Origin of the sequence: Aeromicrobium sp. IC_218, assembly GCF_004336805.1 — a bacterium.
In the GTDB taxonomy this organism is placed as follows: Bacteria; Actinomycetota; Actinomycetes; order Propionibacteriales; family Nocardioidaceae; genus Aeromicrobium.
On the sequence record NZ_SJXM01000008.1, the window covers coordinates 1 to 24,547 of the forward strand.

Consider the following 24,547-nt stretch of genomic DNA (forward strand, 5'->3'; position numbering starts at 1 on the left):
GCCCGCAGGGGGCGGGGTCCGGGATCGGGGGATGGCATGGGGGCTCCGGTCGTTCGAGTGGTCTCGTGCGGAGTTCGGTGCCGAGCCCGCCGTGGATGGGTGGCACCAGTGTGTTGCTCCTCGCGCGGCCGGACAAGGCGAGCCGGGACGACGCGCGGGGCGCCGTCCCGGCCGCCGCCTCAGGCGGCGAGCACGTCCAGCACCCAGGTGACGCCGAACCGGTCGGTGAGCATGCCGTAGGCGGCGGCCCACGGCGCCGGGCCGAGCGGCTGGCGGACCGTGGCGCCCTCGGCGAGCCGCTCCCAGCACGCGGTCAGCTCGGCGACGTCCGTGCCGCGCACCGACACGAAGAAGGGGTCCTGGCCCGGCGACCACGGCCGCGACGCCGGCACGTCGAACGCCATGACGGTGAAGCCGTTCGGGGCGACGACCTGGCCCCACATGACGTGGTCGGCCTCGGCGGGGTCCTCGACGGCCCCCGCGTCGGAGTAGGTGGTGACGGCCAGGTCGCCGCCGAACGCGACGCGGTAGTGCTCGAGCGCGGCACGGGCCTGCCCGCGCAGGTTGAGGTGGGGGACGACGGTGACGGACATGGTTCTCCTTCGGGGCGGCGAGCGACCGGCCGGCCGCTCGAGGTCACCGTCCCGTCCCTTGCGGTCAGGAACTGTCCGCTCATGGCCCAGGATGGACCCATGTCGACCTCGGCCCGCCTGCTCGCGCTCCTGTCGCTGCTGCAGGCCCGGCGCGACTGGCCGGGGCCGCTGCTCGCCCAGCGGCTCGACGTGAGCCCCCGGACGGTCCGCCGCGACGTCGAGCGGCTGCGCGAGATGGGCTACCGGGTCCGGTCGACCCGGGGCCTCGACGGCGGCTACCGGCTCGAGGCCGGGTCGCAGCTCCCCCCGCTGCTGCTGGACGACGAGCAGGCGGTCGCGCTCGCCGTGGCCCTCGGCGCCGCCGCGACGACCGGGGCCGAGGTCCGTGACGCCGCCGAGCGCGCGCTCGCGACGCTGCGCCACGTCCTGCCCGAGCCCCTGCGCCGGCGTGCGGACGCGCTGGAGGCGGCGACCACCGCGGTCGGACCGGCCGACCCGGTGCCCGCCGAGCTCCTGGACCGGGTGGCCGCCGCGGTCCGCGACCGCGTCTCGCTGCGGATGGACCACCGGGCGCCCGGGGCCGAGCCCGTGGCCGGCCCCGCCCGCCGGGTCGAGCCCCACCACCTGGTGGCCCGCGGCGGCCGCTGGTACCTGGTCGGCTGGGACCTCGACCGGGACGACTGGCGCACGTTCCGGCTCGACCGCGTGCGCCTGCGGACCCCCGACGGCCCCCGCTTCGTGCCGCGGGAGGTGCCGGGCGGTGACGTGGCCGCGTTCGTGTCGGCCCGGTTCAAGGGCAGCGACGGACCGGACGCCTGGCCGTGCCGCGGCGAGGTCGTGGTGCACCTGCCCGTGGCGCGGGTCGCGCCGTTCGTGGGCGACGGGCTGGTCGAGCCCCTGGGTTCGGACCGCTGTCGCGTCCTGGCCGGCTCCTGGTCGTGGACGGCGCTGGCCGCCTCCCTCGGTCGCTTCGACGCCGAGGTCGAGGTCGTGGGACCGGACGAGCTGCGGTCCGCCTGTGCCGCGCTGGCCGACCGGTTGTCCCGCGCCGCGCGCGTCTGAGCGAGGCTGCGCAGGTTCTGCAGAAGTTTTTTTCCGATCCGACCCATCCACCGCCGGGACGGCCCCGAATCAGGGGCATGAACATCACGACCGTCCGGCTCTCCGCCGTCGCCGCCGCCCTCGGGGTGCTCGCGGCCGGCGCCGGTGTGCTGGCCGGCACCGGTGTCGCCGCGCTGACCAACGGCCCCTCGCCGCTGGTGGCGGTCGGCAACGCCGTCATCGAGCGCACGCCCGGACCGCTCAAGGACTACGCGATCCGCACGTTCGGCGAGAACGACAAGACCGTGCTGCTGGCCGGCGCCGCCGTCGTCCTGGCGCTCATCGCGGCCGTCGCCGGCGTGATCGGCCTGCGTCACCGCCGGGTCGCCCTCGGCATCGTCGTGGTGGTCGGGCTGCTGGCGCTCGCGGCCACCCTCACCGACGGCACGACCGCGGCGTCGCGGGCCCTCACGCTCCTGGCGCCGATCGCCACGCTGGTGGTGGCCGTCGTCTCGCTCGACCTGCTGCTGCGCCGCACCGCCCCGCTGGCCGAGGCCGTCCGCGTGCCGGCGTCCCGCGACGGCGACGACGTGCGCGCCGGCTTCGACCGCCGCGCCTTCGTGCTGACCGTGCTGGGAACCGCCGCGGTCGGCGTCGTCGGCGGCGTCATCACCCGGGTGGCCGGGGGAGCCCGGGCCGCCGCGTCGCGGGCCGGCATCAAGATCCCGAAGCCGGCCGACGCCGCCGGGCCGCTCCCGTCCGGGCTCGACCCGGTCGACGGCATCAGCCCCTACCTGACCCCCAACCGCGACTTCTACCGCGTCGACACCGCGCTGACCGTGCCCGACGTCCCCGCCGACACCTGGCGGCTGCGCATCCACGGCGCCGTGGACAACGAGCTCGACCTGGACTTCGCCGACCTGCTGTCGCAGCGCCTGGTCGAGCGCCGGATCACCCTGACCTGCGTCTCCAACGAGGTCGGCGGCCCGTACGTCGGCAACGCCACCTGGATCGGCGTGCCGCTGGCGGACCTGCTCGAGCAGGCCGGCGTGAAGGCCGGCGCCGACGCGCTGAAGTCCACCAGCGCCGACGGCATGGTCATCGGCACCCCGCTCGAGGCCGTCACCGACGGCCGGGACGCCCTCGTGGCCGTCGCGATGAACGGCGAGCCGCTCCCGCTGGAGCACGGCTTCCCGGCCCGCATGGTCGTCCCGGGCCTGTACGGCTACGTGTCGGCGACCAAGTGGCTGGTCGACATCGAGGTCACCCGCTTCGCCGACTTCACCGCCTACTGGACCGAGCGCGAGTGGGACGAGCAGGCGCCGATCAAGCTCTCCTCCCGCATCGACGTGCCGCGGGCCTTCGAGCAGGTGCCCCGCGACCGCGTCGTCGCCGGCGGCGTCGCCTGGGCCCAGGGCGTCGGCATCGCCACCGTCGAGGTGAGCGTCGACGACGGCCCGTGGGAACGCGCCCGGCTCGCGCCGCAGGACACCGTCGACACCTGGCGCCAGTGGAGCTGGCGGTGGTCCGACGCCACGCCCGGCGCGCACACGATCTCCGTCCGCACCACCGACGCGGACGGCAACACCCAGACCTCCGATCGGGTCCCTCCCCGCCCGAACGGCTCCACCGGCCGGCACAGCGTCCGGTTCACCGTGGAGTGAACGACCCGGGGAAGCACGAACCAGCCAAGTCACCACGAGAGGAACGCATCATGCGCACCACCACCCGCCTCAAGAACGTCGTCGCCGGGGTCGCCCTGGTCAGCTCGCTGGGTCTGCTCACCGCGGCCTGCGGATCGGACGACACCGACTCCTCGTCGAGCAGCTCGTCCTCGTCGGCCACGCCGTCGGAGGAGATGACCGAGTCCGAGGGCATGGTCCCGGCCTCCGACCTGGTCGGCGCGGGTTGTGCCGACTACGCCGAGCAGGTGCCGGACGGCGCCGGCTCCGTCGAGGGCATGGCCATGGACCCGGTCACGACCGCGGCCAGCAACAACCCGCTGCTCAAGACCCTCACCGCGGCGGTCAGCGGCCAGCTGAATCCCGACGTGAACCTGGTCGACACCCTCAACGGCGGCGAGTTCACCGTGTTCGCGCCGGTCGACGACGCGTTCGCCAAGATCGACGCCAAGACGCTCGAGACGCTGAAGACGCCCGAGGGCGCCAAGACGCTCGAGTCGATCCTGACCTACCACGTCGTCCCGGGCCGCATGGCTCCCGCGGACGTCGCCGGCACCCACAAGACGGCCAACGGCGCCGAGGTCACGGTCGAGGGCTCGGGCGACGACCTGACCGTCGGCTCGGACGGCGCCAAGGTGATCTGCGGTGGCGTGCAGACGCAGAACGCCACCGTCTACCTGATCGACTCGGTGCTCATGCCCCCCATGTGAGCCCGAGCGCGAGCCGGCCCCGTCCCCTCCCGGACGGGGCCGGCTCGCGCGTGCGCCCGGGTCCGCCGGCCCGCCGACCTGATTTGGATCGGGGCGGCGTTCCTGACTACACTGACCTGTCGGCCTTTGCAGGCACGCCACCCCATGCCCTCGGGCTCCGCGTCAGCGGAGGGGTGACGCGCGGGCGGGGCCGGCAGGTAGCAACCGGCAACCGAAGAAGAGGTCATGGCGAAAAAAGAAGGCGTCATCGAGATGGAAGGCGCTGTGGTCGAGGCGCTGCCCAACGCGATGTTCCGCGTCGAGCTCGCCAACGGGCACAAGGTCCTTGCGCACATCAGCGGCAAGATGCGGCAGCACTACATCCGCATCCTCCCCGAGGACCGTGTGGTCGTGGAGCTGTCCCCGTACGACCTCAGCCGCGGACGCATCGTCTACCGCTACAAGTAAACACTCACGTTCAGTCTTCGAAGAGAGAGCTCGATGAAGGTCAAGCCGAGCGTGAAGAAGATCTGTGACAAGTGCAAGGTGATTCGTCGCCACGGCCGCGTCATGGTGATCTGCGAGAACCCGCGCCACAAGCAGCGTCAGGGCTAAGCAGCTTCTTCACCAGCAGTACTGAACATCTGGATGCTCGTCGCGCAGCGCGCGGCGTCACCCCCGGCGCAGAGGCCGGGGCCCGGCTCAGGAGCCACGTCTCCTGGAGGCAGTCGGGGCGCACCAGGTGCCGACACCTCTGCCGCAACGAAGGGAAACGCCTCCATGGCACGCCTCCAAGGTGTGGATCTCCCGCGCGAGAAGCGCATCGAGATCGCACTCACGTACATCTTCGGGATCGGCCGCACGCGTGCGACCGAGACCCTCGCGGCGACGGGCATCGACCCGTCCAAGCGCGTCCACGAGCTCACCGACGACGACCTCGTCGCGCTGCGTGACCACATCGACGCGAACTACCAGGTCGAGGGTGACCTGCGTCGCGAGGTCACCGCGGACATCCGTCGCAAGATGGAGATCGGCTCCTACCAGGGCCGCCGCCACCGCGTCGGCCTGCCGGTCCGCGGACAGCGCACCAAGACCAACGCGCGCACGCGCAAGGGTCCGAAGAAGACCGTCGCCGGAAAGAAGAAGTGATCTAGATGCCTCCTAAGACGTCTGGCGCCAAGAAGGTGCGCCGCAAGGAGAAGAAGAACGTCGCTCAGGGCGAGGCCCACATCAAGAGCACGTTCAACAACACGCACGTGACGATCACCGACCCCTCGGGTGCGGTCATCGCCTGGGCCTCCGGCGGAACCGTCGGCTTCAAGGGCTCGCGCAAGTCCACTCCGTTCGCCGCGGGCATGGCCGCCGAGGCCGCTGCCCGCCAGGCGATGGAGCACGGGATGAAGAAGGTCGACGTCTTCGTGAAGGGCCCCGGCTCGGGTCGCGAGACCGCGATCCGCTCGCTCGGTGGCGCTGGCCTCGAGGTCGGCACCATCTCCGACGTGACCCCCAGCCCGCACAACGGATGCCGGCCGCCCAAGCGCCGCCGCGTCTGATCCCAAGGAGTTCCTGAACCATGGCCCGTTACACCGGTCCTCTGACCAAGAAGTCGCGTCGACTCGGCGTCGACCTCGTCGGTGGTGACGCCGCGTTCGAGCGTCGCCCCTACCCGCCCGGCCAGCACGGCCGCGCGCGCATCAAGGAGAGCGAGTACCGCACCCAGCTGCAGGAGAAGCAGAAGGCGCGCTACACGTACGGCGTTCTCGAGAAGCAGTTCCGCAAGTACTACGAGACGGCGCACCGCAAGCCCGGCAAGACCGGCGACAACCTCCTGGCCCTCCTCGAGACCCGCCTGGACAACGTCGTCTACCGTGCCGGCCTGGCCCGCACCCGTCGTCACGCCCGCCAGCTGGTGACCCACGGTCACTTCCTGGTCAACGGCGTGAAGACGAACATCCCGTCGTTCCAGGTGTCGAAGCACGACATCATCGACGTGAAGCCGAAGTCGCTCGAGACCACGCCGTTCATCGTGGCCCGCGAGACGCACGACAACGAGTCGGTCCCCGCGTGGCTGACGGTGTCGCCGACGCGCGGCCGCATCCTGGTGCACGAGAAGCCCGTCCGCGAGCAGATCGTCGTCCCGATCCAGGAGCAGCTGATCGTCGAGTTCTACTCGAAGATCTGATCTTTTCCCACGAGCCGGGTCCTCATATGTCGGTGGACCCGGAAAGGAAGTTCCCATGCTGATCGCCCAGCGCCCCGTCCTGACCGAAGAGGTCGTCGACGACTACCGTTCGCGGTTCGTCATCGAGCCTCTCGAGCCCGGTTTCGGCTACACCCTCGGCAACTCGCTGCGTCGCACGCTGCTGTCGTCGATCCCGGGTGCGGCCGTCACGTCGATCAAGATCGACGGCGTCCTGCACGAGTTCTCGACCGTCCCCGGTGTCACCGAGGACGTCACCGAGCTGATCCTCAACATCAAGCGCCTGGTCGTCTCCTCGGAGAACGACGAGCCCGTCGTGATGTACCTGCGCAAGGAGGGCTCCGGTGAGGTCACCGGTGCCGACATCCAGCCGCCGGCCGGCGTCGAGATCCACAACCCCGACCTGCACATCGCCACGCTGAACGACTCGTCGAAGCTGGAGATCGAGCTGGTCGTCGAGCGTGGCCGTGGCTACGTCTCGGCCGTGCAGAACAAGACCGGCGACGAGGAGATCGGCCGCATGCCGATCGACTCCATCTACAGCCCCGTGCTGAAGGTGACCTACAAGGTCGAGGCGACCCGTGTCGAGCAGCGCACGGACTTCGACAAGCTCGTCATCGACGTCGAGACCAAGCGCTCGATCCTGCCGCGCGACGCGATCGCGTCGGCTGGGTCGACCCTGGTCGAGCTCTTCGGCCTGGCCCGGGAGCTCAACGTCGAGGCCGAGGGCATCGACATCGGCCCGTCGCCGGTGGACGAGCAGCTCGCGGCCGACCTGGCGCTGCCGGTCGAGGACCTGAACTTCACGGTCCGCTCGTACAACTGCCTCAAGCGCGAGGGCATCCACACCGTGGGTGAGCTCATCACGCGCAGCGAGCAGGACCTGCTCGACATCCGCAACTTCGGTCAGAAGTCGATCGACGAGGTCAAGGCCAAGCTGGCCGCGATGGGCCTCGGTCTCAAGGACAGCCCGGTCGGCTTCGACCCGGCGAACCTCGAGTCGTTCGACGACGACGCGAGCTACGCCGAGGACGAGCAGTACTGAGCTGCTCGCCCCTGACCTGACGATTCCTGGAGATATTCGATGCCCACCCCCACCAAGGGTCCCCGCCTCGGCGGCAGCCCGGCGCACCAGCGGCTGATCCTGGCCAACCTCGCGCAGAGCCTGTTCGAGCACGGCAAGATCACGACGACCGAGGCCAAGGCCCGCCGTCTGCGTCCCTACGCCGAGCAGCTCATCACGAAGGCCAAGAACGACACGGTGGCCAACCGCCGCCAGGTCGTGAAGGTCATCCGTGACAAGAGCGTGCTGCACACGCTGTTCGCCGAGATCGGACCGGCCATGGCCGAGCGTCCGGGCGGCTACACCCGCATCACGAAGATCGGTCCGCGCAAGGGCGACAACGCGCCCATGGCCGTGATCGAGATCGTCGAGGCGGACTTCACGCCGAAGGCGACCACCACGAAGGCCACCGAGGCGCCCGTCGCCGCGGCCCCGGCCGAGCCGGCGGTCGACGAGGAGCGTGCCGAGGCCAACGACCTCGACACCTCCGAGGTCGACACCGACGCCGCGATCGCGGACGCCCCCGAGGCGGCCGAGAACGCGGACGCCACGACCGAGGCCGACGAGGCCAAGTAGGGCGTCACCCCGAGGGGCCCGTCACCGCATCGCGGTGGCGGGCCCCTCGTGCGTGCGCAGGGTGTCGGGTGGCCAGGAAGACGTCCGGGGCCCGCGGGAGCCGCAGACGGCGGCTCAGCGCGTGGCGGGGGACTCCGGGGCGGTGACGACCAGCACCCGGAAGCCCTTCTCGCTGACCAGCCGCTCGGTCGGCCAGCCCTGCTCGACGAGCCAGCGCTGCAGCGAGTCCGAGCCCAGGTTCTTGCCGACGACGAGGTGGGCGGTGCCGCCGGGACGCAGCCGGGGCAGCCAGCGCAGCAGCAGCTCGTGCAGGGCCTGCTTGCCGACGCGGATGGGCGGGTTGGACCAGATCTGGTCGAACCGGACGTCGTCGGGCACGTCGTCGGGCAGGCAGGCCCGCACCGTCGTGCCGAGCGAGGCGGCGTTGTCGCGGGTCAGCGCGAGGGCCCGCTCGTTGACGTCCACCGCCCACGTCTCGGCCCCGGCGAGGGCGAGCGCACAGGCGATCGGCCCCCAGCCGCAGCCGAGGTCGAGCACCGTGCCGGTCGTCGGCGGCGCGACGTGCTTGAGCAGGACGTCGGTGGCCTTGTCCAGGCCCTCGCGCGAGAAGACGCCCGCCGCGGTGCTGAGCGTGACCTCGCGCCCGTGCAGGCGCACCGTGACCGGCGTGCGCCGCTCCGGGCCGGAGGGCTGGGCGTCGAAGTAGTGCTCGGTCACCGGGTCATCCTGCCAGGCGGCTGCCGGAGGCTCAGCAGTGCTCGAAGACGTACCCGCGCGACCCGCGCGGCACGACGTCGAGGTCGCGCAGCTGGATCGGGTGCTGCCCGGCGCGGGCGCGGCAGGCGGCGCGGAACGCCGAGCGGCGGTACTCCACCTCGATGACCCGCGAGCCGTACCGCTTCACGAACGCGTCGCACTCGCGGTACTGCTGGCACTGCTCGACGACGGCGAAGTCGAACCCGACACGGCGGCCGAGCAGCTCGGCGGTGTTCTTCTGCGCGATGGCCAGCCCGCGACGGTGCGCGTGGCGGGTCAGCCGCTTGGCGTAGCCGACCGTCTGACGCTTGGTCAGCAGGCCGCCGGAGCGGGTCCACGCGTCGAGGTTGTCCGGCTCGACGGCCTGGAAGCCCCGGCGGTCGCAGCTGGTGATCCACCGGTTGACCACCCGCGCGAGCGCGACGCGCTTGCGCTTGGTGCTGAAGTCGAGGAAGACCTCGTCGGGCCAGTCGGCGTCGCGCACGAGCCTGCCGCGGCCGTCGCGCAGGAGCAGCTCGGGGTGCTTCTTGCGCCACCAGCGCAGGCTCCCGGGCTGGGTCTGGAAGGCGTTGACGTAGCAGACCGAGTAGGTGCCCGGCTCGGGCCGATCGGTACGGTCGCGCACCACGACGTCGACCTCGTCGGACGGCCGGTAGGCCCCGCCGAGCTGGTAGTCGGCCACCGAGCCGGCGCCGGGGAAGGCGGTGACGCCGAGGGTGAGGACGAGGGCGGCGACGATCGAGTGCACGGCTCATCGTCCCACGGGTCAGTCGTGCTCGTGCTCGCGGCGCAAGCGGGCCGGCGCCTTCAGCGTCCAGGCCTGCTCGACGAGCTCGGCCAGCTCGGCGTCGTCGACGAGCGTCAGGTCGACCAGCACGTACGCGGACCGGTCGTAGTGGGGGAGGGTGAAGAACGCCGGGTCGTGCCGACCTTGAGCGACGGCGTGCCGTACGACGTGGACTCGATGACGCCGGGGAGGGCGAGGGCCGTCCGCACGACGTCGTCCCAGGTGGCCATGGCCCAGCGTCTCAGCCGGCTCCCACGGCGTCCAGGACCCGGGGGACGAACCCGCGCTGGGCCTTGACGAGCAGCCGGAGGGCGTCCTCCGGGCCGACCCAGGCGACGCGGTCGACCTCGGGAAACGCCTGGGTGCGTCCCGAGCGCGGCGGCCACTCCATCTCGAAGGTGCCCGGCACGACGTCGTCCGGGTCGAGGTCGGCCTCGACCGCCCAGGCGACGACCGTCTTGCCGGACTGGCGCACCTCGCCGAGCGGCACGAACGGTCCCTCGGGCGCCGGGACGCCCAGCTCCTCGGTGAGCTCGCGCCGCGCGGCGTCCAGCGGCTCCTCGCCAGGCTCGACGACGCCCTTGGGGAAGGACCAGGCACCCTCGTCCTTGCGCGCCCAGAACGGGCCGCCCATGTGCGCGACGAGCAGCTCCACGCCGCCGGACGTCCGCCGGTGCAGCACCAGGCCGGCGCTCAGGACGGGCACCTCAGTCGACCCGCAGCTCGTGGACGAGCTCGAGCCCGTCGACCTCGTCCATCGCCTCGTCGACCAGGACGAACCCGTGGTGACGCAGCACCGCCTGGGAGGCGTGGTTGACCGGGTTGGTGCATCCCCGCACGACGCGGACGCCGTCCGCGGCCCGGGCGCGCTCGAGCAGCAGCCCGACCACCGCGGTCGCGACGCCCCGCCCGCGGGCGGACGGCACGACGGTGTAGCCGAGCTCGACGACGCCGTCGGGACCGGGCGGCTCGTGGAACCCGCCGTGACCCACGACGACGCCGTCCTCGACGACGAGCTGGATGGTCCAGCCCTCCGAGCCGGGCTGGGCGCGGCGGTCGACGAAGATCGACCACGGCACGAACTCGCGCAGCAGCTCGGCGGGCACGTCCAGGCCGACCACGCGCTCGGCACCGGGCAGGTCCCCGTCGGCCAGGCAGCGCAGGGCGGGCACGGGCAGGTCGACCAGGCTCAGCACGTCAGTCACCGTCCTCGTCGCGGCGACGTCTCGACTGACGCGCCCGCTCGGCCAGTCCGGCGTCGTCGGGGTAGACGACCTCCTCGAGCGTCAGCCCGAGCGCCGGCATGACCCGCACGTGCGGGTCGCGCTGGCGGCCGGCCAGCACGGTGCCGGCCCACCCGGCCTCCTGGCGGCCCTCGCCGGCGACGACCAGGGCGCCCATGAGCGCACGCACCATCGAGTGGCAGAAGGCGTCGGCCCGGACGGTGGTCTCCACGACGTCCCCGACCCGCACGGGGCGCAGCTCGAGCAGCGTGCGGATCGTCGTGGCGCCCTCGCGCCGCTTGCAGAACGCCGCGAAGTCGTGCTCGCCGAGCAGCTCGGCGGCCGCGCCGGCCATCGCCTCGACGTCGAGCGGACGCCGCCAGCCCACGACGTGCGACCGCACGAGCGGGTCGGGCCCGGCGGGGGCGTCGCAGATCCGGTACACGTAGCGCCGCTCCAGCGCCGAGAAGCGGGCGTCGAACCCCTCGGGGGCCGGACGGCACCCGCGCACCTGCACGTCGCCGGGCAGGACGCGGCGCAGCCGGCGGCCCAGCACCTCGGGGTCGGCGTCGAGGTCGACGTGGACCACCTGCCCGCGGGCGTGGACGCCGGTGTCGGTGCGCCCGGCGCAGACCAGCTGCGGCTCCTCCGGCAGCCGCAGCACCAGCGCCATCGCCTCCTGGACGACGCCCTGCACCGTCCGCAGGCCGGGCTGCTGGGCCCAGCCGTGGAAGTCGGTGCCGTCGTAGGACAGGTCGAGGCGGAGTCGCACAGCCGAACGCTAGCCCAGGGCGTCGACGGCCGGGACGCACGAGGGCCCCGCGACCGGGTTGGTCGCGGGGCCCTCGGGGCGCGGGGTCAGGCCCAGCGCTCGGACTGCGGGACGTACGTCAGCTGACGGTCGCCCGTGTAGATCTGCTTCGGGCGGGCGATCTTCTGCTCCTTGTCGTCCACCAGCTCCAGCCACTGGGCCAGCCAGCCGGACGTGCGCGGGATGGCGAACAGGACCGTGAACATCTCCGGCGGGAACTGCAGCGCCTCGTAGATGAGGCCCGAGTAGAAGTCGACGTTCGGGTAGAGCTTGCGGCTGACGAAGTAGTCGTCCTCCAGCGCGATCCGCTCCAGCTCCTGGGCGATCTCCAGCAGCGGGTTGACGCCGGTGACCTCGAACACGTCGTCGCAGGCCTTCTTGATGATCGTGGCGCGCGGGTCGTAGTTCTTGTAGACGCGGTGACCGAAGCCCATGAGCTTCTCGTCGCCGTTCTTGACGCCCTCGATGAACGCCGGGATGTTCTCCTTCGTGCCGATGCGCTTGAGCATCCGCAGCACGGCCTCGTTGGCGCCGCCGTGCAGCGGGCCGTAGAGGGCGGCGATGCCGGCGGTCACCGACGAGTACGGGTCGACCTGGCTGGAGCCCACCGAGCGGACGGCGTTGGTCGAGCAGTTCTGCTCGTGGTCGGCGTGCAGGATGAACAGGACGTCCAGGGCCTTGGCCAGGCGCGGGTCCGGGTCGTACTTCTGCTCGCTCATCTTGAACAGCATCGACAGGAAGTTCTCGGGGTACGAGAGGTCGTTGTCGGGGTAGACGTACGGCTTGCCCTGCGCGTGGCGGAACGACCAGGCGCCGAGGGTCGGCATCTTGGCGATGAGCCGGACGATCTGCTCGTGGCGGACCTCGGGGTCCTTGATCCGGCTGGCCTCGGGGTAGAACGACGACAGCGCGCTCACCGAGCTCATCAGCATGCTCATGGGGTGGGCGTCGTAGCGGAAGCCCTGCATGAAGCTCTTGAGGTTCTCGTGCACGAAGGTGTGGAACGTGATGTCGTGCACCCACTGCTCGTGCTGCTCCTTGGTGGGCAGCTCGCCGTGGATGAGCAGGTACGCGACCTCGAGGTACGTGGACTTCTCGGCCAGCTGCTCGATGGGGTAGCCGCGGTACTCCAGGATGCCCTTGTCGCCGTCGATGTAGGTGACGGCGCTGCGGGTGGAGGCGGTGTTGGTGAAGCCGGGATCGTAGACCGCCAGGCCGGGGGTGCCCTCGGCGCGACCGATCTGGCCGAGGTCGGTCGCACGGACCGTCCCGTCGGTGATGGGGATCTCGTACTCCTCGCCCGTGCGGTTGTCGCGGACGGTCAGCGTGTTCTGCTCGGTCACGATGGGTCTCCTGTGACGGGGAATCAGGGCCTCGCGGGTGGCGCGGGCACGGTCCCTAACCTAGTGCGGCTCCGTGTCGGCCGCGTTCTCGGGGCTGCGAGGGGCGTCCGGAGGACGTCGACGGGGGCCGTTTTGACCTTCCGTGCAGCGGCCCGTTATTCTAGGACGTCGTTGTGCCTTTGCGTTGCTTCAACGCGCTCGGCACCGGAACGACTTACCGAATGCAACCCTGAACAGCGAGAAGGTCCCGCCGTGCGTACGTACAGCCCGAAGCCCGCTGACATCTCCCGTCAGTGGCACGTGATCGATGCCGAGGACGTCGTCCTCGGCCGTCTGGCCGTCCAGGCCGCGACGCTCCTGCGTGGCAAGCACAAGGCGACCTTCGCGCCCCACGTGGACGGTGGCGACTTCGTCATCATCGTCAACGCCGAGAAGGTGGCCCTGTCGGGCAACAAGCGCACCGACAAGCTCGCCTACCGCCACAGCGGCTACCCGGGTGGACTCAAGTCGATCGCCATCGGCGACCTGCTCGAGAAGGACGCCCGCAAGGCGATCGAGAAGGCGGTCTGGGGCATGCTCCCCAAGAACCGGCTCAGCCGCGCCCAGATGAGCAAGCTGAAGGTGTACGCCGGACCGGAGCACCCGCACGCCGCTCAGCAGCCCCAGCCGTTCGAGATCTCGTCGATCTCCCAGTAAGAGAGAAAAGGCACATCATCGTGGCTGAGACCACCGAAGACTTCACGCCGACCGCCGACGGCGTCGCGTACACCTCCGAGAGCGCCGGCGCGGCGACCGAGTCGGGCCGTACCTCGACCATCGCCCCCGCGGGTGCCACCGGCCGCCGCAAGCAGGCCATCGCGCGCGTCCGCATCGTCCCGGGCTCCGGCACCTGGACGGTCAACGGCAAGCCGCTGGAGGAGTACCTCCCCAACAAGCTGCACCAGCAGATCGCCAAGGAGGCGTTCGTCGAGACCGGCCTGGACGGCCAGTTCGACGTCATCGCCCGTGTCACCGGTGGTGGCATGACCGGTCAGGCCGGCGCCCTGCGTCTCGGCGTGGCCCGTGCGCTCAACGCCGTCGACCTCGAGGCGAACCGCGCCACCCTGAAGAAGGCCGGCCTGCTGACGCGCGACGCGCGCGTCAAGGAGCGCAAGAAGGCTGGTCTCAAGAAGGCCCGCAAGGCGCCTCAGTACAGCAAGCGCTGATCGGTCGATGGGCCGTATCTTCGGCACGGACGGGGTTCGCGGGCTCGCGAACCGCGACCTGACCGCGGAGCTCGCCCTCGACCTGTCCGTCGCCGCCGCCCACGTGCTGGGCGAGGTCGGTGCCTTCGCCGACCAGCGTCCGACGGCCGTCGTCGCCCGCGACACCCGAGCCTCGGGGGAGTTCCTCGAGGCCGCGGTGGTCGCGGGCTTGGCGTCTGCGGGGGTCGACGTGCACCGGCTCGGGGTCGTCCCGACGCCCGGTGCGGCGTTCCTGACCAACGAGCTGGACGCCGACATGGGCGTCATGATCTCCGCCAGCCACAACCCGATGCCCGACAACGGCATCAAGTTCCTGGCCCGCGGCGGGCTCAAGCTCGACGACGACATCGAGCTGGCCATCGAGGCGCGCCTGCAGGAGCCGTGGGACCGTCCGGTCGGTGAGGGCGTCGGCCGCGTCGGCGACAGCACCGTCGGCGTGCGCACCTACGCCAAGCACCTGGCCGACTCCAGCCCCGCGCGGCTCGACGGCCTCAAGGTCGTCCTGGACTGCGCCCACGGCGCCGCCCACGAGGTCGGCCCGGACGTGTTCGCCGAGCTGGGCGCCGAGGTCGTGGCCATCCACGCCGAGCCCGACGGCCTCAACATCAACCGCGACGCCGGCTCCACCCACCTGGAGCACCTGCAGCGGGCGGTCGTCGAGCACGGGGCCGACGCCGGCTTCGCGTTCGACGGCGACGCCGACCGCTGCCTGGCCGTCGACGCCGAGGGTCGCGTGGTCGACGGCGACCAGATCCTGGCGATCCTGGCGCTCGCCGCGCACGACGCCGGCACGCTGCACGAGAACACCGTCGTCGCGACCGTCATGAGCAACCTCGGCTTCGTCCAGGCGCTCCAGGCCGCGGGCCTGACCGTCGTCCAGACGGCCGTGGGCGACCGCTACGTGCTGGAAGCGATGCGCGCCGGCGGGTTCACGATCGGCGGCGAGCAGTCCGGCCACGTCATCATGAGCCGCTACGCCACGACCGGCGACGGCGTGCTGACCGCCGTGCAGGTGGCCGCGCGCATGGTCGAGTCCGGCCAGACCCTGGCCGAGCTGGCCGGCGTCATGACCCGCCTGCCCCAGGTGCTGGTCAACGTCGGCGGTGTCGACAAGGCGCGGGCCGACTCCGACCCCGTCCTGCAGGGCGAGGTCGCCGCCGCGACGGCCCGGCTCGACGGCACCGGCCGCGTGCTGCTGCGCCAGTCGGGCACCGAGCCGCTGGTGCGCGTCATGGTCGAGGCGCCCACGCAGGACGAGGCGACCGAGGTCGCCGAGCACCTCGCGTCGGTGGTGAAGGCGCAGCTGGCGCTGTGACCTTCGCCGCCCGGGCGGCGACCCCGGGCGCGCTTACCCTGCGACGGTGACGACGATCGAGCGGGTGGATCCCGCGGGCCCGGTCTACGACGAGTGGTACGCCGTGTACCGCAGCGGTCACGAGCGTCCGTTCGACCAGCCCTACTCCTACGCCGAGCAGCGGGTGAACCTCACCCCGGACCCGTACCGCGACGCCGTCGCGCTGCTGGCGCGTGACGCGGACGGCATCGCCGTGGCCGCCGCGTGCGCGGAGCTGCCGCTGCGTGACAACCGCGAGTTCGCCTACGTCGAGGTCGTCACCAGCCCGCCGCGCCGGCGCGAGGGCCACGGCAGCCGCCTGCTCGACGACCTCGTCGAGCAGGTCCGCGCCCAGGGCCGCAGTCGCCTGCTGGGCGAGATCACCTGGGGCGTCGGCGAGGACGGCGAGCCCGCCCGCCGGTTCGCCCGCCGGCACGGGTTCGAGGCCGACCTGCTGGACGCCATCCGCGAGCTGCCGCTCCCGGCGACCGTGCCCGAGCTCGTCCTGGACCCCGACTACGAGCTGCGCACGTGGCGCGGCCCCTGCCCGGCCGACCTGGTCGACGAGTACGCGACGCTGCGTCACCTCATGATGCAGGAGGTGCCGTCGGGCGAGGCCGGGCTCGAGGGCGAGTTCTGGGACGCGACCCGGGTGCGGCACGACGAGGAGCAGTGGGCGCGCCAGGACCGCGAGGCCCAGGTGACGGTCGCGCGGCACCGGGCCTCCGGCCGGCTCGCCGGACACACGCAGCTGGTGTTCCCCTCCGACGACGAGGTCTTCCAGTGGGACACCCTGGTGCTGCCCGAGCACCGCGGCCACGGGCTCGGCCTGGCGCTCAAGGTCCGCACCATGCAGGCGGCGGCCGACCTGCTCGAGGGCCGCCGGCGCGTCACGACCTACAACGCGGCCAGCAACGCGCACATGATCCGGGTCAACGAGCGGCTCGGCTTCGTGCAGACGGCGTGGTGCGAGGAGGTCCTGCGCCGGCTCTAGCGGGCGCGCTCCGCCTCGCGGGCGACGAACCGGTCGACGCCCAGCACGGCCAGCAGGTGGACGGCCAGCAGGAGCCCGGTGCTGACGAGCGCGGCGCGCAGCTCGGCATGACCCACGGGGGAGGAGACGGCGAGCCGGAACGTCACCGGCAGGCTGCCGACCCCCGCGAGCAGCCAGGTCGTCAGCACCACGACCGCGCGCGCCGTCCAGCGCGAGACCAGGACGCGCAGCGCCCAGACCTCCAGCATCGCCAGGCCGACCGCGAGGGCGACGCCGAGCAGCAGCAGGGCCGGACCGACGAGAGGTGGAGCCGGGTCCCGCACACCCTCGGTGAGGCCGTGGGCGTGCACCGGGCGCACGAGCGTCACGACGGGTGCGGCGACGGCCATCAGCGCGTGCGTCGCCCACGGGACGGGCAGCGGGCGGTCGTCACGGGGCATGCCGCGACCCTAGGGGGCGCAGGCCGGCCGCGGTCACATCTTGCGGAAGCGGACCCACTTCACGGCGTGGTTCTGGTCCTTGCGCAGCACCAGCGTCGCGCGTCCCCGCGTGGTGGCGATGTTCTCGCGCAGGTTCGGGCCGTTGATCGTGTCCCACAGCTCGTTGGCGCGGCTCAGCGCCTGCTCCTCGGTGAAGTCCGCGTAGCGGTGGAAGTACGAGGCCGGGTCGGCGAAGGCGGTCTTGCGCAGCGTGAGGAACCGCTCGACGTACCAGCGCTGGATGTCGGCCACCGACGCGTCCACGTAGACGGAGAAGTCGAAGAAGTCGCTGATCGCCAGGCCCGGGCTGCCGTCGCCCCGGGTGCGGGCCGGCGCCAGGACGTTGAGGCCCTCGACGATGACGATGTCGGGCGACTCGATCTCCACGACCTCGTCGGTGCGGTCGTAGGTGAGGTGGTCGTACACCGGCGCCGTCACGTGGGAGGCGCCGGACTTCACCGCCATGACGAAGCGCAGCAGCGCCCGCTGGTCGTAGGACTCCGGGAACCCCTTGCGCTGGAGCAGCCCGCGGCGCTCGAGCTCGGCGTTGGGGTGCAGGAAGCCGTCCGTGGTGACGAGCTCGACCTTCGGCTCCTCGGGCCCGTGGCGCAGCAGCTCGCGCAGGAGCCGGGCGGTGGTGCTCTTGCCGACGGCCACCGAGCCGGCGATGCCGATGACGTACGGCGTGCGGCGCGGCTGGGGCTGGCCCAGGAAGCGCTGGGTCGCGCGGTGCAGGGCCGCGGCGGCGCGCACGCGGATGCCGATGAGCTCGGTGACGGGCAGGTAGACCTGCCGCACCTCCTCCAGGTCCAGCTCGTCGCCCAGGCCCCGGACACGCTCGATCTCGTCCGCGCTCAGCGGCTGCGGACGGTCGCCGGCCAGCTCGGCCCAGGCCGCTCGCTCGAGCTCGACGTAGGGGGACTCCTCGCGACTCATGGCGCCCATTCTGTCCATGTCGGTCGGCACGCGGCGCACTCGGTACCCTGGTGCCCATGTGCGGAATCGTGGGATACGTGGGTCATCGCCAGGCCATCGACGTGCTGATGGGCGGCCTGAAGCGGCTGGAGTACCGCGGCTACGACTCCGGAGGAGTCGCCGTGACCCACGAGGGTCGCATCGCGTCGGCCAAGAAGGCCGGCAAGCTCGCCAACCTGGGCGCCGTCCTGGAGCAGTCCCCGCTGCCCGCGTCGTCGACCGGCATCGGCCACACCCGCTGGGCCACGCACGGCGCGCCGAACGACCTCAACGCGCACCCCCACCTGGACAGCGAGGGCCGGGTCGCGGTCGTGCACAACGGCATCATCGAGAACTTCGCCGAGCTGCGCGCCGAGCTGGAGGCGGCCGGCCACGAGCTGGTCTCCGAGACCGACACCGAGACCGTCGCGCACCTGCTGCACGACGAGCTGAAGGTGACCCCGGAGCTGCCCGAGGCCGTCCGCGCGGTCTGCCGCCGGCTCGAGGGCGCGTTCACGCTCGTCATCACCGACGCCCAGCAGCCGGACGTCGTCGTCGGCGCCCGGCGCAACTCCCCGCTGGTCGTCGGCGTGGGCGAGGGCGAGATGTTCCTCGGCTCCGACGTCGCGGCGTTCATCGACCACACGCGCGAGGCGGTCGAGCTCGGCCAGGACCAGGTCGTCACGATCACCAAGGACGGCTTCGAGGTCACCGGCTTCGACGGCTCCCCGGCGCAGACGAAGGCGTACCACGTCGACTGGGACGTCTCGGCGGCCGAGAAGGGCGGCTTCGACTGGTACATGCTCAAGGAGATCGCCGAGCAGCCGCAGGCCGTGGCCGACACCCTGCTCGGACGCCACTCCAGCGACGGCACGCTGCAGCTCGACGAGGTGCGCCTGTCTGACGACGAGCTGCGCGAGATCGACAAGATCATCATCATCGCGTGCGGCACGGCGTCCTACGCGGGCCTCGTCGCCAAATACGCGATCGAGCACTGGACCCGCATCCCCTGCGAGGTCGAGCTGGCCAGCGAGTTCCGCTACCGCGACCCGATCATCGACCGCTCGACGCTGGTCGTGGCGATCAGCCAGTCCGGCGAGACGATGGACACGCTCATGGCCATCCGCTACGCCCGCCAGCAGCGCGCGCGGGTGCTGAGCGTCTGCAACACCAACGGCTCGACCATCCCGCGCGAGTCCGACGCGGTCATCTACACGCACGCCGGCCCCGAGGTCGCGGTCGCGTCGACCAAGGGCTTCCTGTCCCAGGTCGTGGCCTGCTACCTGCTCGGCCTGTACCTGGCCCAGGTGCGCGGCGTGAAGTTCGGCGACGAGATCGCCCAGATCATCGCCGAGCTGGAGAAGCTCCCCGCAGGCATCCAGCGGATGCTCGACGAGGGTCAGCAGGTGCGCGACCTGGCCGCCGACCTCGTCGGCAAGCGCTCGTTCCTGTTCCTGGGCCGCCACGTCGGCTACCCGGTGGCGCTGGAGGGTGCGCTCAAGCTCAAGGAGCTGGCGTACGTCCACGCCGAGGGCTTCGCCGCCGGCGAGCTCAAGCACGGCCCGATCGCGCTCGTCGAGGAGGGCCTGCCGGTCTTCGTCGTCGTGCCGCCGCACGGACGTGACCAGCTGCGCGACAAGGTGATCAGCAACATCCAGGAGATCCGCGCCCGCGGCGCCCGCACGATCGTGCTGGCCGAGGACGGCGACACCGACGTCGAGCGCTACGCCGACACGCTCATCCGCCTGCCGAAGGTGCCGACGCTGCTGCAGCCGCTGGTGGCCACCGTGCCGCTGCAGATCTTCGCCTGCGAGCTGGCCGTCCAGCTCGGCTACGACGTCGACCAGCCGCGCAACCTGGCCAAGTCGGTCACGGTCGAATGACCGTCTGGGGCATCGGCGTGGACGTCGTGGACGTGCCCCGGTTCGCCGCCTCGCTGGAGCGCACGCCGACGCTCGAGGCGCGCCTGTTCACCCCCGACGAGCTCTCCGCCGGGCTGCGGGTGGAGTCGCTCGCGGCCCGCTTCGCGGCCAAGGAGGCGCTGGTCAAGGCGCTCCGCGCGCCGGCCGGCCTGTCGTGGCACGACGTCCAGGTCCGCACCGACGACGCCGGGGCCCCGCACCTGTCCACGTCCGGCCCCGCCGCCGAGCGCGTCGAGGAGCTCGGTCTGAGCGCCCTGCACCTGTCGCTGGCCCACGACGGCGACGTGGCGACCGCGTTCGTGGTGGCCGAGTGCTGACCGCGCACGCCGTCGCCGCGGTGCGTGCCGCCGAGGAGCGGGCGGTCGCCGCCGACGGTGACGTGCTCATGGCCCGGGCCGCCCGCGGCCTGGCCGACGCCCTGCACGACGTCCCGGCCGGTGCCCTCGTGCTGGTGCTCGTGGGGCCGGGCAACAACGGCGGTGACGCCCTCTACGCGGCGGCGCACCTGCGCGAGCGCGGCCTGCGGGTCGACCTGGCCCTGCTCGACCCCGACCGCGTGCACGAGGGCGGCCTGGCCGCGGCCCGCGCCGCCGGCGCCGAGGTCGTCGACGGCCCGCGCGGCCACCGGTACGTGCTGGACGGGATGCTCGGCATCGGTGCCCGCGGCGGGCTGCGCGGACGCGCCGCCGAGTGGGCGGCCTGGATCGACGCCGAGCGTCCGCGCACGTACGCCGTCGACGTGCCGTCCGGCGTCGAGGTCGACACCGGCGAGACGCCCGGCCCGCACGTGCGCGCCGACGTCACCGTCACGTTCGGCACGCTCAAGGTCGCGCTGCTGGCCGGACCGGCCGCGGACGCCGCGGGCGAGCTGCGCCTCGTCGACATCGGGCTCGACCCGCACCTGGGCGAACCGGCCGTGGAGGCGCTCGACGTCACCGACGGCGCGCTGCTCGGGGACGCCCTGTTCCGCGCGCCCGTCACCCACAAGTACACGCGCGGCGTCGTCGGCGTGGCCGCCGGCTCGGCCCGCTACGCCGGGGCCGCGCACCTGGCCGTCGCCGGCGCGCAGGCCGGCACCGCCGGCATGGTGCGCTTCGTCGGCGAGCCCGAGCTGGCCGCCCGCGTGGTCGAGCGCGCCCCCGAGGTCGTCTCGGGCGCCGGCCACGTCCAGGCCTGGGTGGTCGGGCCGGGCGGTGGCGACGAGGCGGCGCAGCGCGTCGCCGAGGCGCTCGCCGACGAGCACGAGCCGGCCCTGGTCGCCGACGCCGACGCCCTCGCCCACGTGCCCGCGCCGGTCGGGCGCCCCGCGCTCCTGACGCCGCACGCCGGCGAGCTCGCCGCCCTGCTCGGCACCGACCGCGACGCCGTCGAGGCCGCGCCGCTGCGTCACGCCACGCAGGCGGCCGAGCGCTGGCGGGCCACCGTGCTGCTCAAGGGGCGGCGGACGCTCGTCGCGACCCCGGGACGTCCGACCTGGGTCAACCTCAGCGGCACCCCGTGGCTGGGCACGGCCGGCGCGGGCGACGTGCTGGCCGGGTTCGCCGGGTCGCTGGTCGCGTCCGGGCTCGACCCGCACGACGCGGGCTCGCTCGCGGCCTTCCTGCACGGCGCCGCGGCCGTGCACGCCAACCCCGGCGGCCCGGTCACCGCGTCCGCGGTCGCCGCCGCCCTGCCGTCCGTCGTCGCCGGGTTCCTCGGCGGCACCCTGGAGGAGGTCCAGCGATGGTGAACCATGCTCAGCTCCCGCAGGCCGAGGCGGTCGTCGACCTCGGCGCCTACCGGGCGAACCTGGAGGCGCTCGCCGCCGCGGCGCCCGGTGCCGAGCTCATGGCCGTCGTCAAGGCCGACGCCTACGGTCACGGCGTGGCCGCCCTCGCACCCGCCGCCCGCCAGGCCGGGGCCACGTGGCTCGGCGTCGCGACGATCGACGAGGCGCTCGCGCTGCGGCACCGTGGCGACACCGGGCGCGTGCTGTGCTGGCTCAGCGCCCCGGGCGGTGACTTCGCGGCCGCCGTGTCGGCCGGCGTCGAGGTCACGGCCAGCTCGGTCGCCCAGCTCGAGGAGATCCTGACCGCCGGCACCGCCGTCGGGCTGCGTCCCCGCGTGCAGCTCAAGGTCGACACCGGCCTCTCGCGCAACGGTGCCCACGGCGAGGAGTGGTTCCGCCTGCTGGAGGCGGCCCGCGCCGCGCAGGACGCCGGACGCGTGCACGTCACCGGCGTCTGGTCGCACCTGGCGGCGTCCGAGGAGCCCGACCACCCCGCCAACGACCTGCAGGAGCAGGCGTTCGCCGAGGCCGTGGCCCAGATGGAGTCCGCCGGGCTCGAGCCCGGGCTGCGCCACCTGGCCAACTCCGGGGCCATCCTGACCCGCCCCAGCGTCCACCTCGACCTGGTGCGGGCGGGCATCGCGTCCTACGGGTACTCGCCCGACCCGGCGCTGCAGCACGACGTCCTGCTGCGCCCGGTCATGACGTTGCGCGCCCGGCTCGCCCAGGTGAAGCGGGTCCCCGCGGGCACGTCCGTCTCGTACGGCTGGACGTGGACGGCCGAGCACGACACGACCCTGGGCCTGGTGCCGATCGGGTACGCCGAGGGCATCATGCGGTCGGTGAGCAACCGCGCGACCCTGCTGCACCGTGGCGTCCGTGTGCCGCTCGTGGGCAAGGTCTGCATGGACCAGCTGGTCGTCGACCTCGGCGACGGCACGGCCCGGCGCGGCGACGCCATCGTGCTCTGGGGCCCCGGCGACGACGGCGAGCCGACGGCCGACGACTGGGCCCGCGACGCCGGCACGATCTCGTACGAGGTCGTGACCCGTTTGGGCGGTCGCATCGTGCGCACCTACCGGGGAGCCGAGGCGTGAGGGGCCGTACCAAGGCGCTCGTCGGCAGCGGCGTCGCGTTCGTCGCGGCCGGCGCGGCGGCGACCCTGTTCAGCGAGCGGGTCAGCGCGCGGCGCCACCTGCGCCTGGTCGAGGACGTCCCGTTCGGCTCCGTGCACGGCGAGTCGCGCTGGGTCACGGCCCGCGACGGCGTCCGGCTGCACGTGGAGGTCGACGAGGCCGACGACGCCGGCGCCAACGTCCCGACCGTGGTCATGGTGCACGGCTGGACCTGCGACCTGGACACCTGGCACTACCAGCGCCTCGCGCTGCGCGGACGCGCCCGGCTGGTGCTGGTCGACCTGCGGTCGCACGGCGCCTCCGGACGCGCCAAGGCGTCCCGCTCGACGCTGGACGACCTGGCCGACGACCTGGCGCGGGTCATCGACGAGGTCGCGCCCACCGGGCCGCTCGTGCTCGTGGGCCACTCCATGGGCGGCATGACGATCATGCAGCTGGCCGCCGACGACCCGGTGCTGGTCAAGGAGCGGGTCAAGGGCGTCGTGCTCGTCGGCACGAGCGCCGGCGACCTGCTGCGCACCAGCCCCGTCCTGCGCCAGCTGCGTCCGCTGCTGCGGGCCACGACGCCGGCGGTGGACTGGGCCCGCCGGTTCAACAGCTACTCGGTGACGCGGCGCTGGGCGGTCGGCCCGGAGGCCGACGAGAAGTACGCCGACATGGCCGACCAGATGATCGGCCGGGCCCGCACCCACGTGATGCTCGACTTCTACCCGGCGTTCGGCGAGCTCGACCTGTACGACGCGCTGCCGGCGCTGGGCACCGCGGAGACCGTCGTCGTGTGCGGCACCGACGACCTGCTGACCCCGCCGCGGCACGCGCGGCGGCTCGCCGAGGAGATCCCCGGCGCACGACTCGAGCTCGTCGACGGGGCGGGCCACATGATCATGTTCGAGGAGCACGAGCGGGTGACCGAGGCCATCGAGACCGTCGTCGACCACGTGATCGAGGAGGGACGCGCATGACCGGCGCGCTGGACGTCGTCGAGGCGCGCCCCGAGCACGCCGAGGCCATGGCCGACGTCATCCGCCGCTCGTTCGGGGCGCGACCGGTGCTTGACCCGCCCTCGAGCGCTCCGCAGGAGACCGCCGAGGCGGTGCGGGCGACCATCGAGACGTCCGGCGGGCTGCTCGCGCTGCGCCGCGGGCGTCCGGTCGGAGCGCTGCTCTACGACGAGACGCGTCCGGGCCTGCTCGGCCTGCGCCGGGTCAGCGTCGACCCCGAGGTGCAGGCGCGCGGCATCGCGTCCGCCCTGGTCGGCGTCGCGGAGGACACCGCCGAGGAGCGCGGCAAGGACGGCGTCTGGATCCACGTGCGCGAGGAGCTGCCGGCGACGGTGCGCTTCTGGCGCCAGCGCCGCTACGAGACGGTGGGCCAGGAGGGTCCGCTGCTCGTGCTGGGGAAGACGCTCTGGCTGTCGCGCGAGCTGCCCGACGCGGAGTCCACCCAGCGGTTCGCGGGCACGCTCGCCGGGCTGCTGCAGGCCGGGGACGTGCTGGTCATGACCGGCGGCCTGGGCGCGGGCAAGACGACGTTCACCCAGGGGCTGGGCGAGGCGCTCGGCGTCCGCGGCCCGATCACGTCGCCCACCTTCGTCATCGCCCGCAACCACCCGTCGCTGGTCGGCGGCCCGGCGCTCGTCCACGTCGACGCCTACCGGCTCGGCGGCGCGCTCGAGCTGGACGACCTCGACCTCGACACCAGCGTCGAGGACGCCGTCACGGTCGTGGAGTGGGGCGAGGGCCTGGCCGAGCACCTGGCCGAGAGCTGGCTCGAGGTCCGGCTCGAGCGCCGGCTCCCGCGCGAGGACGACCCGCTGGGCACGGCGGTCGAGCACGAGGGCGGCGACGACACCCGCGTCATCACGGTGCGGCCGCACGGCCCGCGCTGGGTCGGCGTCCCGCTGCGCTCCACCCTCCTGGCCTGACCTCCCCTCCGCGCTGGGCGTGACGTCGT

Annotated in this window: 29 protein-coding genes; 20 read left to right on the forward strand and 9 right to left on the reverse strand. The window is 72.7% G+C overall.

Features of this window, described 5'->3' with window-relative positions; all coding sequences use genetic code 11:
• Positions 1–179: 179 nt before the first annotated feature.
• Positions 180–593, reverse strand: coding sequence for a VOC family protein (locus tag E0W78_RS10410; RefSeq protein ID WP_131403895.1), 414 nt, complete (start codon positions 591–593; stop codon positions 180–182).
• Between the two features lie 99 nt (positions 594–692).
• Here E0W78_RS10410 and E0W78_RS10415 point away from each other — a divergent pair, with 99 nt between their 5' ends.
• The 10 genes from E0W78_RS10415 to rplQ all read left to right on the forward strand — a co-directional run bounded on the left by E0W78_RS10415 (position 693) and on the right by rplQ (position 7,844).
• Positions 693–1,655, forward strand: coding sequence for a WYL domain-containing protein (locus E0W78_RS10415; protein WP_131403896.1), 963 nt, complete (start codon positions 693–695; stop codon positions 1,653–1,655).
• A 77-nt stretch (positions 1,656–1,732) separates the two neighbouring features.
• Positions 1,733–3,298 carry a molybdopterin-dependent oxidoreductase gene (locus tag E0W78_RS10420; RefSeq protein ID WP_131403897.1) on the forward strand — a complete coding sequence of 522 codons (1,566 nt, stop codon included), beginning with the start codon at positions 1,733–1,735 and terminating at the stop codon, positions 3,296–3,298.
• Positions 3,299–3,348: 50 nt separating this feature from the next.
• The gene (locus tag E0W78_RS10425; protein ID WP_131403898.1) at positions 3,349–4,026 is read left to right on the forward strand and encodes a fasciclin domain-containing protein; all 678 of its coding nucleotides are present in this window, start codon (positions 3,349–3,351) and stop codon (positions 4,024–4,026) included.
• Between the two features lie 225 nt (positions 4,027–4,251).
• Entirely contained in the window at positions 4,252–4,473 is a 222-nt protein-coding gene (gene infA / locus E0W78_RS10430) for a translation initiation factor IF-1 (RefSeq protein WP_007078610.1), read from the forward strand.
• A 33-nt stretch (positions 4,474–4,506) separates the two neighbouring features.
• Positions 4,507–4,620 (forward strand): 50S ribosomal protein L36, encoded by a 114-nt coding sequence (gene rpmJ / locus E0W78_RS10435; RefSeq protein ID WP_009199219.1) that lies wholly within the window; start codon positions 4,507–4,509, stop codon positions 4,618–4,620.
• Positions 4,621–4,785: 165 nt separating this feature from the next.
• On the forward strand, positions 4,786–5,154 hold the full coding sequence (gene rpsM / locus E0W78_RS10440) for a 30S ribosomal protein S13 (RefSeq protein ID WP_131403899.1): 369 nt from the start codon (positions 4,786–4,788) through the stop codon (positions 5,152–5,154).
• A gap of 5 nt (positions 5,155–5,159) precedes the next feature.
• Positions 5,160–5,558, forward strand: coding sequence for a 30S ribosomal protein S11 (gene rpsK, locus E0W78_RS10445; RefSeq protein ID WP_019143613.1), 399 nt, complete (start codon positions 5,160–5,162; stop codon positions 5,556–5,558).
• Positions 5,559–5,578: 20 nt separating this feature from the next.
• On the forward strand, positions 5,579–6,187 hold the full coding sequence (gene rpsD / locus E0W78_RS10450) for a 30S ribosomal protein S4 (protein WP_019143612.1): 609 nt from the start codon (positions 5,579–5,581) through the stop codon (positions 6,185–6,187).
• A 55-nt stretch (positions 6,188–6,242) separates the two neighbouring features.
• Positions 6,243–7,250 (forward strand): DNA-directed RNA polymerase subunit alpha, encoded by a 1,008-nt coding sequence (locus E0W78_RS10455; RefSeq protein WP_131403900.1) that lies wholly within the window; start codon positions 6,243–6,245, stop codon positions 7,248–7,250.
• Between the two features lie 39 nt (positions 7,251–7,289).
• Positions 7,290–7,844 (forward strand): 50S ribosomal protein L17, encoded by a 555-nt coding sequence (gene rplQ, locus E0W78_RS10460; RefSeq protein WP_131403901.1) that lies wholly within the window; start codon positions 7,290–7,292, stop codon positions 7,842–7,844.
• Positions 7,845–7,958: 114 nt separating this feature from the next.
• Here the strand turns inward: rplQ and E0W78_RS10465 are convergent, their stop codons facing one another.
• From E0W78_RS10465 to E0W78_RS10495, 6 genes are all read right to left on the reverse strand, one after another.
• Positions 7,959–8,561: a methyltransferase gene (locus E0W78_RS10465; protein ID WP_131403902.1), complete on the reverse strand. Its 603-nt coding sequence runs from the start codon at positions 8,559–8,561 to the stop codon at positions 7,959–7,961.
• A 31-nt stretch (positions 8,562–8,592) separates the two neighbouring features.
• Entirely contained in the window at positions 8,593–9,348 is a 756-nt protein-coding gene (locus E0W78_RS10470; protein ID WP_131403903.1) for an endo alpha-1,4 polygalactosaminidase, read from the reverse strand.
• Between the two features lie 280 nt (positions 9,349–9,628).
• A complete protein-coding gene (locus E0W78_RS10480; RefSeq protein ID WP_131403904.1) occupies positions 9,629–10,093 on the reverse strand; it encodes an NUDIX domain-containing protein in 465 nt (154 codons plus the stop codon).
• A 1-nt stretch (position 10,094) separates the two neighbouring features.
• The gene (locus E0W78_RS10485) at positions 10,095–10,592 is read right to left on the reverse strand and encodes a GNAT family N-acetyltransferase (RefSeq protein WP_131403905.1); all 498 of its coding nucleotides are present in this window, start codon (positions 10,590–10,592) and stop codon (positions 10,095–10,097) included.
• Positions 10,585–11,382: a tRNA pseudouridine(38-40) synthase TruA gene (gene truA / locus E0W78_RS10490; protein ID WP_131403906.1), complete on the reverse strand. Its 798-nt coding sequence runs from the start codon at positions 11,380–11,382 to the stop codon at positions 10,585–10,587. The genes E0W78_RS10485 and truA overlap by 8 nt, the downstream gene beginning before the upstream one ends.
• A gap of 86 nt (positions 11,383–11,468) precedes the next feature.
• Positions 11,469–12,764 (reverse strand): citrate synthase, encoded by a 1,296-nt coding sequence (locus E0W78_RS10495; protein WP_131403907.1) that lies wholly within the window; start codon positions 12,762–12,764, stop codon positions 11,469–11,471.
• Between the two features lie 252 nt (positions 12,765–13,016).
• Between E0W78_RS10495 and rplM the strand changes: the two genes are divergently transcribed.
• The 4 genes from rplM to E0W78_RS10515 are packed head-to-tail and all read left to right on the forward strand — an operon-like array spanning position 13,017 to position 16,335.
• Complete coding sequence (rplM, locus tag E0W78_RS10500; RefSeq protein WP_019143602.1) at positions 13,017–13,460, forward strand: 50S ribosomal protein L13; 444 nt, start codon at positions 13,017–13,019, stop codon at positions 13,458–13,460.
• Between the two features lie 20 nt (positions 13,461–13,480).
• The gene (rpsI, locus tag E0W78_RS10505) at positions 13,481–13,969 is read left to right on the forward strand and encodes a 30S ribosomal protein S9 (RefSeq protein WP_278249431.1); all 489 of its coding nucleotides are present in this window, start codon (positions 13,481–13,483) and stop codon (positions 13,967–13,969) included.
• A gap of 7 nt (positions 13,970–13,976) precedes the next feature.
• Positions 13,977–15,323, forward strand: coding sequence for a phosphoglucosamine mutase (glmM, locus tag E0W78_RS10510; protein WP_131403908.1), 1,347 nt, complete (start codon positions 13,977–13,979; stop codon positions 15,321–15,323).
• A 46-nt stretch (positions 15,324–15,369) separates the two neighbouring features.
• Positions 15,370–16,335: a GNAT family N-acetyltransferase gene (locus E0W78_RS10515; RefSeq protein ID WP_131403909.1), complete on the forward strand. Its 966-nt coding sequence runs from the start codon at positions 15,370–15,372 to the stop codon at positions 16,333–16,335.
• Here the strand turns inward: E0W78_RS10515 and E0W78_RS10520 are convergent.
• Both E0W78_RS10520 and coaA read right to left on the reverse strand, forming a co-directional pair.
• Positions 16,332–16,775, reverse strand: coding sequence for a hypothetical protein (locus E0W78_RS10520; RefSeq protein WP_131403910.1), 444 nt, complete (start codon positions 16,773–16,775; stop codon positions 16,332–16,334). The genes E0W78_RS10515 and E0W78_RS10520 overlap by 4 nt on opposite strands.
• A gap of 33 nt (positions 16,776–16,808) precedes the next feature.
• Positions 16,809–17,759, reverse strand: coding sequence for a type I pantothenate kinase (gene coaA / locus E0W78_RS10525; protein ID WP_131403911.1), 951 nt, complete (start codon positions 17,757–17,759; stop codon positions 16,809–16,811).
• Positions 17,760–17,806: 47 nt separating this feature from the next.
• Between coaA and glmS the strand changes: the two genes are divergently transcribed.
• Genes glmS through tsaE form a run of 6 tightly spaced genes read left to right on the forward strand, consistent with a single transcriptional unit; the run spans position 17,807 to position 24,518 of the window.
• A complete protein-coding gene (glmS, locus tag E0W78_RS10530) occupies positions 17,807–19,651 on the forward strand; it encodes a glutamine--fructose-6-phosphate transaminase (isomerizing) (RefSeq protein WP_131403912.1) in 1,845 nt (614 codons plus the stop codon).
• Positions 19,648–20,007, forward strand: a complete 360-nt coding sequence (locus tag E0W78_RS10535; protein WP_131403913.1) for a holo-ACP synthase — start codon at positions 19,648–19,650, stop codon at positions 20,005–20,007. Before glmS ends, E0W78_RS10535 begins: the two co-directional genes overlap by 4 nt.
• Positions 20,001–21,419, forward strand: coding sequence for an NAD(P)H-hydrate epimerase (locus tag E0W78_RS10540; protein ID WP_131403914.1), 1,419 nt, complete (start codon positions 20,001–20,003; stop codon positions 21,417–21,419). The genes E0W78_RS10535 and E0W78_RS10540 overlap by 7 nt, the downstream gene beginning before the upstream one ends.
• Entirely contained in the window at positions 21,413–22,555 is a 1,143-nt protein-coding gene (alr, locus tag E0W78_RS10545) for an alanine racemase (RefSeq protein ID WP_131403915.1), read from the forward strand. Before E0W78_RS10540 ends, alr begins: the two co-directional genes overlap by 7 nt.
• Positions 22,552–23,556, forward strand: a complete 1,005-nt coding sequence (locus E0W78_RS10550) for an alpha/beta hydrolase (protein WP_131403916.1) — start codon at positions 22,552–22,554, stop codon at positions 23,554–23,556. The genes alr and E0W78_RS10550 overlap by 4 nt, the downstream gene beginning before the upstream one ends.
• On the forward strand, positions 23,553–24,518 hold the full coding sequence (tsaE, locus tag E0W78_RS10555; protein WP_131403917.1) for a tRNA (adenosine(37)-N6)-threonylcarbamoyltransferase complex ATPase subunit type 1 TsaE: 966 nt from the start codon (positions 23,553–23,555) through the stop codon (positions 24,516–24,518). Before E0W78_RS10550 ends, tsaE begins: the two co-directional genes overlap by 4 nt.
• Positions 24,519–24,547: the final 29 nt, after the last annotated feature.

What these genes read in the sequence shown, in the direction of transcription:
- E0W78_RS10410 (WP_131403895.1), bottom strand. Translation starts at nt 593, where the DNA reads ATGTCCGTCACCGTCGTCCCCCACCTCAACCTGCGCGGGCAGGCCCGT.
- E0W78_RS10415 (WP_131403896.1), top strand. Translation starts at nt 693, where the DNA reads ATGTCGACCTCGGCCCGCCTGCTCGCGCTCCTGTCGCTGCTGCAGGCC.
- E0W78_RS10420 (WP_131403897.1), top strand. Translation starts at nt 1,733, where the DNA reads ATGAACATCACGACCGTCCGGCTCTCCGCCGTCGCCGCCGCCCTCGGG.
- E0W78_RS10425 (WP_131403898.1), top strand. Translation starts at nt 3,349, where the DNA reads ATGCGCACCACCACCCGCCTCAAGAACGTCGTCGCCGGGGTCGCCCTG.
- infA (WP_007078610.1), top strand. Translation starts at nt 4,252, where the DNA reads ATGGCGAAAAAAGAAGGCGTCATCGAGATGGAAGGCGCTGTGGTCGAG.
- rpmJ (WP_009199219.1), top strand. Translation starts at nt 4,507, where the DNA reads ATGAAGGTCAAGCCGAGCGTGAAGAAGATCTGTGACAAGTGCAAGGTG.
- rpsM (WP_131403899.1), top strand. Translation starts at nt 4,786, where the DNA reads ATGGCACGCCTCCAAGGTGTGGATCTCCCGCGCGAGAAGCGCATCGAG.
- rpsK (WP_019143613.1), top strand. Translation starts at nt 5,160, where the DNA reads ATGCCTCCTAAGACGTCTGGCGCCAAGAAGGTGCGCCGCAAGGAGAAG.
- rpsD (WP_019143612.1), top strand. Translation starts at nt 5,579, where the DNA reads ATGGCCCGTTACACCGGTCCTCTGACCAAGAAGTCGCGTCGACTCGGC.
- E0W78_RS10455 (WP_131403900.1), top strand. Translation starts at nt 6,243, where the DNA reads ATGCTGATCGCCCAGCGCCCCGTCCTGACCGAAGAGGTCGTCGACGAC.
- rplQ (WP_131403901.1), top strand. Translation starts at nt 7,290, where the DNA reads ATGCCCACCCCCACCAAGGGTCCCCGCCTCGGCGGCAGCCCGGCGCAC.
- glmM (WP_131403908.1), top strand. Translation starts at nt 13,977, where the DNA reads ATGGGCCGTATCTTCGGCACGGACGGGGTTCGCGGGCTCGCGAACCGC.
- E0W78_RS10520 (WP_131403910.1), bottom strand. Translation starts at nt 16,775, where the DNA reads ATGCCCCGTGACGACCGCCCGCTGCCCGTCCCGTGGGCGACGCACGCG.
- coaA (WP_131403911.1), bottom strand. Translation starts at nt 17,759, where the DNA reads ATGGGCGCCATGAGTCGCGAGGAGTCCCCCTACGTCGAGCTCGAGCGA.
- glmS (WP_131403912.1), top strand. Translation starts at nt 17,807, where the DNA reads ATGTGCGGAATCGTGGGATACGTGGGTCATCGCCAGGCCATCGACGTG.
- E0W78_RS10535 (WP_131403913.1), top strand. Translation starts at nt 19,648, where the DNA reads ATGACCGTCTGGGGCATCGGCGTGGACGTCGTGGACGTGCCCCGGTTC.
- alr (WP_131403915.1), top strand. Translation starts at nt 21,413, where the DNA reads ATGGTGAACCATGCTCAGCTCCCGCAGGCCGAGGCGGTCGTCGACCTC.
- tsaE (WP_131403917.1), top strand. Translation starts at nt 23,553, where the DNA reads ATGACCGGCGCGCTGGACGTCGTCGAGGCGCGCCCCGAGCACGCCGAG.